This window comes from Pseudomonas oryzagri (assembly GCF_020831405.1).
In the GTDB taxonomy this organism is placed as follows: domain Bacteria; phylum Pseudomonadota; class Gammaproteobacteria; order Pseudomonadales; family Pseudomonadaceae; genus Geopseudomonas; species Geopseudomonas oryzagri.
In genome coordinates, this window is record NZ_JAJHPU010000039.1 from 43,825 (window position 1) to 56,327 (window position 12,503).

The window sequence follows — 12,503 nt, forward strand, 5'->3', positions numbered from 1 at the left end:
CAACCGCGCCGGGACGGGCGCGACAAGCGCAAAAGGAGAGCAGTACGCGATGCGAAAAGCCTGGGGAAGGGCGCTGGCGTTCGGTGCCGCGCTGTTGCTGACGGCCTGTGGCGAGCCGGAGTGGGGGCTCGACCAGCATGGTCGCGCGGTCGAGGCGGCGCAGTTGGAGGGGCGCTGGCTGGTGATCAACTACTGGGCCGAGTGGTGCGGGCCCTGCCGCAAGGAAGTGCCGGAACTCAATCGTCTGGCGGAGGAGCAGGCAGGGGGCGCCGTGCGGGTGCTCGGAGTCAACTTCGACGCCCTGCAGGGAGAGGCGCTGCGACAGGCCGCCGCGACGCTGGGTATCCGCTACACCAACCTGGCCAGCGATCCCGGAGCGCGCCTGGGATTGACGAGGAGCCGGGTGTTGCCGGTGACCTGGCTGGTCGACCCGCAGGGGCAGGTGCGCAAGCAGCTGACCGGGGAGCAGACGGCGGTGGGACTCAAGGCGGAACTGGCGGCGCTCGGCGCGCCGCTCTGAACGCGGCGACCGCTCAGTCGCCCTCGCCCGGATCGCTGGCGATGCGCCCGGCATCCTTGCGCAGCGCCTGGATCAGCTCCTGCTGCAGCTCCGGATCGTTGCGGGTCAGCTCCACCAGACTCTGTTCCAGTTCGCGAGCCTCGTCTTCCATGCCCAATTCGGCCAGGCGCTTGACCCGGTGCACCCAGTGCGCCACCTCGTCGCCTTCCAGATCGGCGTAGATCAGCTCGTGGGCCTCGCGCAGGCGACCGCGCAGCGCCTTGCTGACCAGCAGGGTGACTTCGGCGTGAGCCTGATCCTGCGGATCCTGCACGCGCAGCTCGAGCTTGCCGACACGCTCCAGCTCCTGCTCGGCGAAGGGCCCGTCGAGCAGGTTGAGGCTCAGCACGCCGTTGCGATTGGTGGTCAGCTCATGGGTCTGCTGGCCGGCGCGGACCTGCACCGGGCGTTCGGCCCAAGGCAGATTGGAGTACTCCAGGCGGGTGGCGCCCTGCTGTTCGTCCAGCGTGGCCAGGTTCTGCTGGGCGCGGCCGTTGGATTCGACGTTCAACAGCGGATTGAGGCCGGCGAAGCCATAGTCGATCCAGCCGCGGGTGGCGCTTTCCGGCAGACTGCCGAGCAGCACCACATTGAGCGCGTTGGCGCCGATGCCGGCGACCACCGCCAGCGCACCCAGCGGAATCTCGTAGAGTTCCCGCCAGGGCTGGTAGGGCGTGTAGCGCTGGTAGCGGCGAGTCACCTCGAAGGGGGTGACCTCGAAGGTCTTCTGCTCGCGGATCTGGATACGGCGCTGCGGCAGGTCGAGCACCAGCGGACTGCCGGCGTCGATCTGCAGGCTGTGGTCGAGCAGCTTGCGCTCGACCCGCTCCTCGAGTTCGCTGCGTTGCGGCAGCTGGTTGGCACAGCCGGTGAGGAACACGGCGCCGCACAGGGCGGCGCCGGCAAGGCGATGGCAGCGTCTGGGCATGATCTCGGTTAGCGGTTGATGCGGGCAGCGAGGAACGACTGGATGTCGGCGAGCGGAACGCTCTGCGCCTCGCTGTCGCGACGGCCCTTGTACTCGAGAACCGATTCGGCCAGGCCGCGCTCGCTGACCACCAGACGATGCGGGATGCCGATCAGTTCCATGTCGGCGAATTTGACGCCCGGACTGGTCTTCTTGTCACGGTCGTCGAACAGCACCTCGTAGCCGGCGGCGCTGAGCTCGGCGTACAGCCGATCGGCGGCTTCCTTGACCGCGGCGTTCTCGTACTTCATCGGCACGATGGCGATCTGGAAGGGGGCCAGCGCCTCCGGCCAGAGGATGCCGCGCTCGTCGTAGTTCTGCTCGATGGCGGCGGCCACCACGCGCGACACGCCGATGCCGTAGCAGCCCATGATCAGGGTCACCGGCTTGCCGCTCTCGCCCAGGACTTTGCAGCCCAGTGCTTCGCTGTACTTGGTCCCGAGCTGGAAGATGTGGCCGACCTCGATGCCGCGCTTGATCACCAGGGTGCCCTGGCCATCCGGGCTCGGGTCGCCCTCGACCACGTTGCGCAGGTCGGCGACTTCCGGCAGCGGCAGGTCGCGCTCCCAGTTGACGCCGAAGTAGTGTTTGTCGTCGATGTTGGCGCCGATGGCGAAGTCGCTCATCAGAGCCACCGAGCGGTCGACGATGCACGGCAGCGGCAGGTTACGCGGGCCGAGCGAGCCGGCGCCGGCGCCGATGGCGGCGCGCAGCTCGGCCTCGGAGGCGAAGACCAGCGGGCTGGCAACGCGCTCGTGGTTGGCGGCCTTGATCTCGTTCAGCTCGTGGTCGCCGCGCACGATCAGGGCGATCAGCTTGCCTTCCTCGGCGGCGTGCACCACCAGGGTCTTGACGGTCTTCTCGATCGGCAGGCCGAACTGCTGGACCAGGTCGTCGATGGTCTTGGCGTTGGGGGTGTCGACCAGGCGCAGCTCCTCGCTGGCGGCACCGCGCTCTTTCTCGCGCGGGATGGCCTCGGCCTTCTCGATGTTGGCGGCGTAGTCGGAGCTGTCGCTGAAGGCGATATCGTCCTCGCCCGACTCGGCCAGCACGTGGAATTCGTGGGAGCCGGTGCCGCCGATCGAGCCGGTGTCGGCCTGCACCGGGCGGAAGTTCAGGCCCAGGCGGGTGAACACGTTGCAGTACGCCTGGTGCATGCGGTCGTAGGTTTCCTGCAGCGATTCCTGGGTCATATGGAAGGAGTAGGCGTCCTTCATCAGGAACTCGCGGCCGCGCATCAGGCCGAAGCGCGGGCGGATCTCGTCGCGGAACTTGGTCTGGATCTGGTAGAAGTTGATCGGCAGCTGCTTGTAGCTGTTCAGCTCGTTGCGTGCCAGGTCGGTGATCACTTCCTCGTGAGTCGGGCCGACGCAGAAGTCGCGCTGGTGGCGGTCCTTGATGCGCAGCAGCTCGGGACCGTACTGCTCCCAGCGGCCGGATTCCTGCCACAGCTCGGCCGGCTGGATGGCCGGCATCAGCACCTCGAGGGCGCCGGCGGCGTCCATCTCCTCGCGCACGATCCGCTCCGCCTTGCGCAGCGCGCGCAGGCCCATCGGCAGCCAGGTGTACAGGCCGGAGGCCAGCTTGCGGATCATGCCGGCGCGCAGCAGCAGCTGGTGACTGATCACCACGGCGTCGGCGGGGGTTTCCTTGAGGGTCGAGATCAGATACTGGCTGGTACGCATGGGCAGGACGATCCGGTTTCGCTGAACGGAAAAATGCCCGCATTGTACGGGGCTCGGGGCCCCGGCGTACAGGCGCGCCGGGGGATTCCGCCGTTCGGCGCCGCAGGCAAAAAGAAACCCGGCCGAGGCCGGGTTTCTGCTGTCGCCGAAGCGGTCGCGGGACTTACAGGATGTCCAGCGGGTACTCGGTGATCACGCGGATTTCGTCGAGATCGGTGCCGAGGTAGGCGTTGCCGACGCTGTTGGCACGCCAGGTGGAGTGACGGATGCGGATGGACAGATCCTTGGCGGCGCCTTCCTGGACCACGTACTTGGCCTCGAGGTTGCGCTCCCACTCCTTGCCTTCTTCGCCGGTGCCATCGTTGTAGTAGGCATAGGCACTGCTCGGGTCGATGTTGCTGCCATCGATGTCGTCGCCGGTGAGGTAGCGGGCCATGAAGCTCAGGCCCGGCACGCCGTAGGCGCCCATGTCCAGGTCGTAGCGCAGCTGCCAGGACTTCTCGTTCGGGCCGTTGAAGTCGGAGTATTGCACCGAGTTGGCCAGATAGATCGAGTCGCCGGAGTTGCGGCCGTCCATGGAGATGTAGTCGAAGGGATCGTCGCCTTCCATCTGCTGGTGGGCCAGGGTGAACTTGTGCGCACCCAGCTTGTAGGCCACCGACAGCGACCAGGCGGTGTTGTCGATCTCGCCGGCCTTCTCGTCACCGGTTTCGCTGGTGTCGTAGACGTTGGCGTCGAAGGTCAGGGCCTGATCGTCGCTCAGCGGGATGTTGTAGTTCAGGTTGGCGTAGTACTGATCCCACACGTCTTCCAGCTGGGCGGCGAACAGGGTGGCGCTGAAGTTGTCGCTGAAGGCATAGGTGCCGCCCAGGTAGTCAGCGCTGTTGGCAACGGTGCCGCCGTAGGTGGTGGTGATCTCGCCGTCGCTGTTGGTTTCGCGGCTGCCGTCGCGGATGGCGGTGAAGTGACCGCCGTCGATGCTCAGGTTCTCGATCTCGCTGCTCAGCAGCTGGAAGCCGGTGGCCGAGCCCGGGAACAGACGGGCGGTACCGGTGGCGAATACCGGTGCGGTCGGGAACAGGTTGCCGTACTTCAGTTCGGTGTTGGATATGCGTGCCTTCACCGCGCCGCCGGCGTAGGAGTAGTCGTCCTGCGTGCTGCCGTCCTCGCTGGAGGTGGGGATCAGGCCGGTGCCGCTGGTGCCGCCACCGCCATCCAGCTTGATGCCCACCGCGCCGTGCGCGTCGACACCGAAGCCGACCACGCCCTGGGTGTAGCCGGATTCGTAGGTGGCCATAACGCCGTGGACCCACTCTTCGCGGTAGCTCTGGCCGCCGGTGTTGTTGCGGAAGTCGCGGTTGAAGTAGAAGTTCTTGTTCAGCAGAACCAGGTTGCTGTCCTCGACGAAGCCTTTCGAGTCGGACTGCGCGCTGGCCTGGGCCAGTTGAGAGGATGCGGCCGCCACGGCCAGTGCGATGAAGCTCAACTTCTTCAATTGCATATGGAATTGCCCCTAGGTTTACGAAGTGCTTGTTCCCTGCCCGTACTGCTGCAGGGCTGTACTTTCTTTTTGTCGGCACGGACTTATAGCATGCCGCTCAAGTTCGACGATAGTTCTAGTACTCGGTCTAGGTCATTCGTCGCTCGCCGGCAGTCCCAAAGCATCCCCCGCCATTTAGCGTTCCACTTAAGACTGCGTTAAGTCTGCCCACCGAGAATCTCCCCATACCCCGGAGGGAGACCCTGTTCATGGCACCGCTTCAGGCTGCTCGGGACGACAATCTGGCGACGATAGGCACGAGTACCGAACTCACGCTGCGCTTGGCTATGCAAGAGCCGTGCACAAATCGCCGCAAGCAGCTGGAAAACTTCATCGCGGGTCGATTCGCCGAGCAATACGGCGCGCGGCTGCGCCACTTCATGCCCTGCCTGCTCGGTCTCTACGATGGCTCGCAGCAGTTGCAGGCGGCGTTGGGCGTGCGCTGCGGCCAGCAGGGCGCGCTGTTCCTCGAGCATTATCTGGATGCGCCGGTCGAGCAGTGCATCGCGGCGCATGCGGCCATCGCCCTGCCATCGCGCGGGCGGATCGCCGAGGTCGGCAATCTGGCCGCCATCGGCGCCGGCCATGCGCGCCTGCTGATCGTCGCGCTCACCGATCTGCTGGCCGCCGCGGGCTTTCGCTGGGTGGCCTTCACCGGCACGCCGCTACTGCTCAACAGCTTCCAGCGCCTGGGTCTGAGCCTGCTGCACCTCGGCCCGGCCGACGGCCAGCGCCTGGGCGCCGAACTGGCCGACTGGGGTAGCTACTACGCCACTGGGCCGCAGGTGATGGTCGGCGACGTGCTGGCCACTCATCAGCGCCTGCTGGCGCTGGGGATCTACCGGCGGCTGGGCTATCAGTCGCGGCACGCCTTGGAAGGGGAGTTCGCCCATGTCGCCTGCGGTTGAGCGTTTCTGGCAGCAGTTGGCGGCCCACGGAACGCGGATCGCCCTGCGCGATGACTCGCGCGAGTGGACGTACGCCGATCTGCTGAGCGAAGTGGGCGCCCGCGAGTTGTTGTTGCGCCAAAATGGGGCGCGGCGACTGGCGATTGCCCTCGACAATGGCCCCGAGTGGCTGTTCTGGGACCTCGCCGCGCTCTGCGCCGGGGTAGTCTGCGTGCCGCTGCCGGGGTTCTTCTCGCCTTCGCAGCAGCGCCATGTGCTGGACAGTGCCGGCGTGGATACCCTGGTCACCGCCGATCCGCACGGTTTCGTCGCCCTGGAGTTCGTCCTCCAGGGCGAGCTGGGCCGCCGCGCGGTGGTGGCTCCCGCGCCGTTGCCGGCCGGCACGGCGAAGATCACCTTCACTTCCGGCACCACCGGTCAGCCCAAGGGCGTGTGCCTGTCCGCCGAGGCGATGCTGGGCGTGGCGCAGAGCATCGCGGCGGCCACCGCCGGCAGCGGCATCGAACGCCATCTGTGCGTGCTGCCGCTGGCGGTACTGCTGGAGAATCTGGCCGGCAATTACGCGCCGCTGCTGCTCGGTGCCTGCCTGGAGATGCCGTCGCTGGCCAGTGTCGGCATGCGCGGCGCCAGCCAGTTCGAACTGCCCGCCTTCCTCGCCAGCCTGGCGCGGGTACGGCCGAGCAGCCTGATCCTGCTGCCGCAGCAGCTGCTGGCACTGGTCGCGGCTGCCGAGCGCGGCGTGGCGCTGCCCGATTCCCTGCGCTTCATCGCCGTCGGTGGCGGACGGGTGGCACCGCAGCTGCTCGACCGTGCCGAATCCCTCGGTCTGCCGGTGTTCGAGGGCTACGGCCTGTCCGAGTGCGCCTCGGTGGTCTGTCTGAATACTCCCGGTCAGCGCCGCATCGGCAGCGTCGGCCGCCCGCTGGCGCATCTCGAGGTGCGCCTGGCGGACGACGGCGAGGTGCTGGTGCGTGGGGCGACCTTCCTCGGTTACCTGGGCGAACCCGTACGGCCGGGCGAATGGCTGGGCACCGGCGACCTGGGCCACTGGGAGGACGGTTTCCTGGTCCTGCACGGGCGCAAGAAGCACCAGCTCGTCACCGCCTTCGGCCGCAACGTGAATCCCGAGTGGGTCGAGGCCGAACTGGTCCAGCAGGCGCCGATCGCCCAGGCCTGGCTGCATGGCGAGGCGCTGCCGGCCAACGTCGCCGTGCTGGTGCCGCGCGGCGAGACCAGCGATGCCCGCCTACAGGCGGCGGTCGACGAGGTCAACGCCGGCCTGCCCGACTATGCCCGTGTGCATCGCTGGTTGCGCGCCGAGCAACCCTTCGGCGAGGCCAACGGTCTGGCCACCAGCAACGGCCGCCTGCGCCGCGCCGCCCTGTTCGAGCACTACTGCCGTGCCATCGACTGCCTGATGGCCGAATCGAGCCTTTAGAGGACCCGCATCCATGAGTTTCTTCGACATCCTGCAGGAGCAGACCCGGACCGAGCGCGAGTACCTGCTGGCGGCGCCGATCTTCGCCGAGGTGCTGGCCGGGCGGATCGGCCTCGGCAGCTACCTGGCCTTCCTCGGTCAGGCCTATCACCACGTCAAGCACACGGTGCCGCTGCTGATGGCCTGCGGCGCGCGCCTGCCGGAGCGCCTGGAGTGGCTGCGCGAGGCGATCGCCGAATATATAGAGGAGGAGTACGGTCACCAGGAGTGGATTCTCAACGACATCCGCGCCTGTGGCGGCGATCCCGAGGCGGTGCGCCATGCCATTCCCAACCTGCCCACCGAACTGATGGTCAGCTACGTCTACGACCGCATCGCCCGCAGCAACCCGGTGAGCTTCTTCGGCATGGTCAACGTGCTGGAAGGCACCAGCATCGCCCTGGCCACCCAGGCCGCGGCGATCATTCAGGACAGTCTGCAGTTGCCCGCCCAGGCGTTCAGCTACCTGACCTCGCATGGCAGCCTGGACATCAGCCACGTGGAGTTCTTCAAGACCCTGATGAACCGGCTCGACGACGCCCACGACCAGGCCGCGGTCATTCACACCGCCCGAGTGGTCTACCGTCTCTACGGCGACATGTTCCGCAGCCTGCCGCTGGCGGAGGAGGCACGGCATGCAACTGTCTGATTGCCGCATTCTGCTGACCGGGGCGACCGGTGGCATCGGCCAGCAACTGGCCGAGCATCTGAGCCGCGGTGGCGCGCGTCTGCTGCTGGTCGGTCGCCAGACCGAGCGGCTGGAGCATCTGGTTCGCCGCTGCCACGGCCGTGCCGAGGCCGTGTGCGCCGACATCACCGAGCGTGCCGGACGCGAGGCCGTGCTACAGGCGGCGCGTCGGCTGGGCGGCGTCAACCTGCTGATCAACGCCGCCGGGGTCAATCACTTCAGCCTGCTCGAGCAGCACGACGAGGACGCCATCGCCGCGCTGGTCCAGCTCAACGTCACCGCCACCCTGCAGCTCACCCACCGCCTGCTGCCCATGCTGTGCCAGCAGGAGCGGGCGATGGTGGTCAATATCGGCTCGACCTTCGGTTCCATCGGCTATCCGGGCTTCGCCGCCTACTGCGCCAGCAAGTTCGCCCTGCGCGGTTTCTCCGAGGCGCTGCGCCGCGAACTGGCCGACACCCGGGTCAAGGTTCTCTACATTGCACCGCGCGCCACCCGCACCAGCATGAACGAGCAGAGCGTGGTGGCGATGAACGACGAGCTCAAGGTGGCGATGGACGAGCCGGCCTGGGTGGCCGCGGCGGTGGTCGCCGCCATCGGTCGCGAGCGCGAGGAACTGTACCTCGGCTGGCCGGAGAAGCTCTTCGTGCGGCTCAACAGCCTGCTGCCGCGGGTAGTCGACCAGGCGCTGCGCAAGCAGCTGCCGATCATCCAGCGCTTTGCCCGCGGCAAATCCTGATTATTTCCTGGAGTGGAGAAGCGCCATGTCGAAATCCTGCCTGCGTAACCTGGTCCTCGGGGGCGCGCTGCTGCTCAGTCTGCCGAGCTTCGCCCTCACCTCCAACGGCGAGCAGAGTCTCAAGCAGTTGCAGAGCCGCTGGGCCGAGATCAACTACCAGTTGCCGGAGGCGCAGCGCGAGGCGGCCTTCGAGAGGCTGGCCGGCGAGGCGGAGGCGGCGCTCAGGGCCGAGCCGCGGGCGCCCGAGCTGCTGATCTGGCGCGGCATCATTCTCAGCACCTGGGCCGGGGCCAAGGGCGGCCTGGGCGCGCTGGACCTGGTCAAGCAGGCGCGCGGTCAGTTCGAGCAGGCGCTCCAGCTCGATCCCAAGGCCCTCGACGGCTCGGCCTACACCAGTCTGGGCTCGCTCTACTACCAGGTGCCGGGCTGGCCGGTGGGCTTCGGCGACGACGAACGCGCCGAGCGGTTGCTCAAGCAGGCGCTGATCCTCAATCCCAACGGCATCGATCCCAACTACTTCTACGGCGACTTCCTGCTTCGCGAGAAGCGTTACGCCGAGGCCGAGAAGGCCCTGCAGAAGGCCCTCGCGGCGCCGCCGCGGCCCGGCCGCGAGGTGGCCGACGCCGGTCGGCGCAAGGAGGCCCAGGCGCTGCTGGAGAAGACCCAGGCCAAGCTGCACTGAGTACCCGTACGGATCGAGCGCCGGGTTGGCGGGGGTGCGATACTCTCGCCAAGCCGGCGTTTTTCCGTGGGCGAAGGATGGCTATCGAGGAGTGATGCATGCGGATACTGCTGGTGGAAGACGACCAGGCGCTGGGCGAGGGCATCCGCACCGCGCTCAAGCCCGAGGGGTATACCGTGGATTGGGTGCAGGACGGCGCCAGTGCCTGGCACGCCCTGAGCCATGAGAGTTTCGCCCTGTGCGTGCTGGATCTCGGCCTGCCGCGCATGGACGGCCTCGAAGTGCTGCGCCGCCTGCGCGGCGCCGGCAGCGCCCTGCCGGTGCTGGTGCTGACCGCGCGCGACGCCACCTGCGACCGCATCGCCGGCCTCGACGCCGGTGCCGACGACTACCTGGTCAAGCCGTTCGACGTCGCCGAGCTCAAGGCGCGCCTGCGCGCCCTGCTGCGGCGCAGCTTCGGCCGTGCCCAGCCGGCGCTGGAGTACCGCGGCATCCGCCTGGAGCCGGACAGCCAGCAGGTGACCTTCCAGGGCGCGCCGGTCAACCTGGCGCGCAAGGAATTCCTCCTCCTCCACGAACTGCTCGCCCAGCCTGGCCGGGTGCTGACCCGCGATCGCCTGCAGCAGGTGCTCTACGGCTGGGACGAGGAAGTGGAGAGCAACGCCCTCGAGGTGCACGTGCACCACCTGCGCAAGAAGCTCTTCCCCGAGCTGATCCGCACCGTGCGCGGCGTCGGCTACTTGGTGGACAAGGCATGAGACTGCGCTCGATCCGCACCCGCACCCTGGTGCGGGTGCTCGGGGTGCTCACCCTGGCGCTGACGGTGATCTCCTGGCGCAGCTACAGCGACGCCAAGCACGAGACCGAGGAGCTGTTCGACGCCCAGCTGGCGCAGAGCGCGCGCCTGCTCGAGGGCATGGTCGGCCGCGAACTGTCGGCCGAAACCCGCGCCGCGCTGCAGCAGGCGCTGAATGCCGCGCAACGCGTCCAGTACGACCCGGAAGGCCCGGCGGCGCTCGCCGATGGGCATCGCTACGAAACCAAGCTGGCCTTCCAGGTGCTCGACGAAGGGGGGCGGGTGCAGCTGCAGTCGGCCAGCGCGCCGCCGACCCTGCTGCCGCGCCTGCTCGAACAGCTCGGGGCGGGCGCCCCGGCGGCGGACGGGGCGCGCCCCCTGTCCGCATTGGGCAGCCAGCTGGCCGGCTATCACGACGTGGCCCTTGGCGATGTGCACTGGCGGCTGTTCGTGCGCCCGGACCCGGCCGACCGTCACTGGATCCTGGTCGGCGAGCGCGAGGACGTGCGCGGCGAACTGGTCGGCAAGATCACCCTGCGCAGCCTGCTGCCCGATCTGGTCGGCCTGCCGCTGCTGGCGCTGCTGGTGTGGTCGGCGGTCGGCTCCGGCCTGCGGCCGCTGGAGCAGGTGGTCGGGCTGATCAAGGCCCGCGACGCCGAGAATCTCGCCCCGCTGACCCTGGCGCCGTTGCCGCGCGAACTGGAGCCGATGGTCGCCGCGCTCAATCGCCTGCTGCTGCAGGTCACCAGCCTGCTGGCGCGCGAGAAGCGCTTCCTCGCCGACGCCGCCCACGAGCTGCGCACGCCGCTGGCGGTGCTGCGCATCCACGCGCAGAACGCTCTCGAGGCGCCGGAGGCCGCCGACCGCGAGGCGGCCCTGCACCAGCTGCTCGGCGGCGTCGAGCGCGCCACCCGGGTGGTCAACCAGCTGCTCACCCTGGCGCGCCTGGAGCCGGATGCCCGCCAGCTGGGGATGGCCGAGTTCGACCTGGCGCCCTACGTGCGCCAGGAGCTGGCCGAGCTGATTCCCCTGGCGCTGGAGCGCGACCAGGAGCTGAGCCTCGACTTCGACGAAACGGCCGACTTCCGCCTGCGCGGCGATGCGCCGAGTCTCGGCATCCTGCTGCAGAACCTGGTCGGCAACGCCGTGCAGTACACCCCGCCGGGCGGGCGCATCGCCGTCAGCCTGGAGGCCGGGCGCGCACGCGTCGGTCTGCGGGTTGCCGACAGCGGCCCAGGGGTTCCAGTGGAGCAGCACGCCCAGCTGTTCCGCCGTTTCTACCGTCAGGGCGTGGGGCAGGGCGCCGGGCTCGGCCTGTCCATCGTGCAGCGCATCGTCGAGCTGCATGGGGGCGAGATCCGCCTCGGCGAGGCGGAGCTGGGCGGCCTGCTGGTGGAGGTGTGGCTGCCGCGCGACCTGCCGGGTGCCTGAGCACGGCCCGGCGCGGCGAGCTGTGGCACACTGGCAGCCATCGCCAAACCCATCCCAAGGAGACGCCCCCATGTTTGCCCTCGATCCGCGCCTGGAGCAGGACACCCTGCACATGGGCGACTTCCCCCTCTGCCGCCTGCTGCTGATGAACGACGCCAGCTATCCGTGGTTCATCCTGGTGCCGCGGCGCGAGGAAGTCAGCGAGCTGTTCCAGCTCGACGAGGCCGACCAGCGTTCGCTGTGGCGCGAGACCACCCTGCTCGCCGAGCTGCTCAAGGACACCTTCAAGGCCGACAAGATGAACGTCGCCACCCTCGGCAACGTGGTCGGCCAGCTGCACATGCACGTGATCGTGCGCCGGCGCAGCGACGCCGCCTGGCCGGCGCCGGTGTGGGGGCGCCAGCCGGCGGTGGCCTATGCCGAGGATCAGGTGAAGGAGGTGCGCGAGCGTCTCAAGCTGGTGCTCGACAGCGCCGACTTCCGCTTTGCCCCGGAGGCCGCATGACTCTCGAGGCGCGCGTCACCGAGCTGGAAACCCGCCTGGCCTTCCAGGAGGACACCCTGCAGCAGCTCAGCGACGAGCTGCTGGCGCAGGGGCGGCTGATCGAGCGGTTGCAGCGCCAGGTCGAATTGCTGGCCGCGCGGCAGGCCGAGCTGGTCGGGCAGTTCGGCCCGGCCGAGGACGAGGCGCCGCCGCCGCATTATTGAAGCCCTGAAAGCACAGAGCCCGCCATTTGGCGGGCTCTGTGCTTTCAGGTGGCGGACGCGGGACGCCTCACTCCTCGAGGATCTCCACATCCTCGGCCTGCAGGCCCTTGGCGCGGTGGGCCACGGAGAACTCCACGCGCTGGCCTTCGACCAGCACGCGGTGGCCCTCGCCGCGGATGGCGCGGAAGTGCACGAAGAGGTCGTCACCGTCGTCGCGGGAAATGAAGCCGAAGCCCTTGGAGGTGTTGAACCACTTCACCGTGCCGCGGGCGCGCCCGCCGCGCGGTTCGCCCCGGGTCGCCGGCGTGGCGCTGGCCGCCCAT

General features: G+C 68.4%; 13 protein-coding genes and 1 pseudogene (1 of these 14 running past the window's edge). 10 read left to right on the top strand and 4 right to left on the bottom strand.

Annotated elements, in window-relative coordinates:
- Positions 1 to 49: 49 nt before the first annotated feature.
- Positions 50 to 520, top strand: coding sequence for a TlpA family protein disulfide reductase (locus LMJ29_RS13495; RefSeq protein ID WP_229606038.1), 471 nt, complete (start codon positions 50 to 52; stop codon positions 518 to 520).
- Positions 521 to 533: 13 nt separating this feature from the next.
- Here LMJ29_RS13495 and LMJ29_RS13500 read toward each other — a convergent pair whose 3' ends face one another.
- The 3 genes from LMJ29_RS13500 to LMJ29_RS13510 form a co-directional block, all read right to left on the bottom strand.
- Complete coding sequence (locus tag LMJ29_RS13500) at positions 534 to 1,487, bottom strand: hypothetical protein (RefSeq protein WP_229606039.1); 954 nt, start codon at positions 1,485 to 1,487, stop codon at positions 534 to 536.
- An 8-nt stretch (positions 1,488 to 1,495) separates the two neighbouring features.
- On the bottom strand, positions 1,496 to 3,211 hold the full coding sequence (locus LMJ29_RS13505; RefSeq protein ID WP_229606040.1) for a proline--tRNA ligase: 1,716 nt from the start codon (positions 3,209 to 3,211) through the stop codon (positions 1,496 to 1,498).
- Between the two features lie 163 nt (positions 3,212 to 3,374).
- Positions 3,375 to 4,712 carry an OprD family porin gene (locus tag LMJ29_RS13510; RefSeq protein WP_229606041.1) on the bottom strand — a complete coding sequence of 446 codons (1,338 nt, stop codon included), beginning with the start codon at positions 4,710 to 4,712 and terminating at the stop codon, positions 3,375 to 3,377.
- A 248-nt stretch (positions 4,713 to 4,960) separates the two neighbouring features.
- Between LMJ29_RS13510 and LMJ29_RS13515 the strand changes: the two genes are divergently transcribed.
- The 9 genes from LMJ29_RS13515 (at position 4,961) to LMJ29_RS13555 (ending at position 12,180) form a co-directional block, all read left to right on the top strand.
- Complete coding sequence (locus LMJ29_RS13515; protein ID WP_377656715.1) at positions 4,961 to 5,659, top strand: thermostable hemolysin; 699 nt, start codon at positions 4,961 to 4,963, stop codon at positions 5,657 to 5,659.
- Complete coding sequence (locus tag LMJ29_RS13520; RefSeq protein WP_229606042.1) at positions 5,643 to 7,097, top strand: AMP-binding protein; 1,455 nt, start codon at positions 5,643 to 5,645, stop codon at positions 7,095 to 7,097. Before LMJ29_RS13515 ends, LMJ29_RS13520 begins: the two co-directional genes overlap by 17 nt.
- 13 nt (positions 7,098 to 7,110) lie before the next feature.
- A complete protein-coding gene (locus tag LMJ29_RS13525; RefSeq protein ID WP_229606043.1) occupies positions 7,111 to 7,785 on the top strand; it encodes a TenA family transcriptional regulator in 675 nt (224 codons plus the stop codon).
- Complete coding sequence (locus LMJ29_RS13530; protein WP_229606044.1) at positions 7,772 to 8,563, top strand: SDR family oxidoreductase; 792 nt, start codon at positions 7,772 to 7,774, stop codon at positions 8,561 to 8,563. Before LMJ29_RS13525 ends, LMJ29_RS13530 begins: the two co-directional genes overlap by 14 nt.
- 25 nt (positions 8,564 to 8,588) lie before the next feature.
- On the top strand, positions 8,589 to 9,245 hold the full coding sequence (locus LMJ29_RS13535) for a TRAP transporter TatT component family protein (protein ID WP_377656718.1): 657 nt from the start codon (positions 8,589 to 8,591) through the stop codon (positions 9,243 to 9,245).
- Positions 9,246 to 9,343: 98 nt separating this feature from the next.
- A complete protein-coding gene (locus LMJ29_RS13540; protein WP_229606045.1) occupies positions 9,344 to 10,003 on the top strand; it encodes a response regulator in 660 nt (219 codons plus the stop codon).
- Positions 10,000 to 11,472, top strand: a complete 1,473-nt coding sequence (locus LMJ29_RS13545) for an ATP-binding protein (protein WP_229606046.1) — start codon at positions 10,000 to 10,002, stop codon at positions 11,470 to 11,472. Before LMJ29_RS13540 ends, LMJ29_RS13545 begins: the two co-directional genes overlap by 4 nt.
- Before the next feature lie 70 nt (positions 11,473 to 11,542).
- The gene (locus LMJ29_RS13550; RefSeq protein ID WP_229606047.1) at positions 11,543 to 11,977 is read left to right on the top strand and encodes an HIT family protein; all 435 of its coding nucleotides are present in this window, start codon (positions 11,543 to 11,545) and stop codon (positions 11,975 to 11,977) included.
- On the top strand, positions 11,974 to 12,180 hold the full coding sequence (locus LMJ29_RS13555; RefSeq protein ID WP_229606048.1) for a SlyX family protein: 207 nt from the start codon (positions 11,974 to 11,976) through the stop codon (positions 12,178 to 12,180). Before LMJ29_RS13550 ends, LMJ29_RS13555 begins: the two co-directional genes overlap by 4 nt.
- Positions 12,181 to 12,247: 67 nt before the next feature.
- Here the strand turns inward: LMJ29_RS13555 and LMJ29_RS13565 are convergent.
- Positions 12,248 to 12,503: pseudogene (locus LMJ29_RS13565) on the bottom strand (cold shock domain-containing protein membrane protein); it runs 427 nt beyond the window's last position.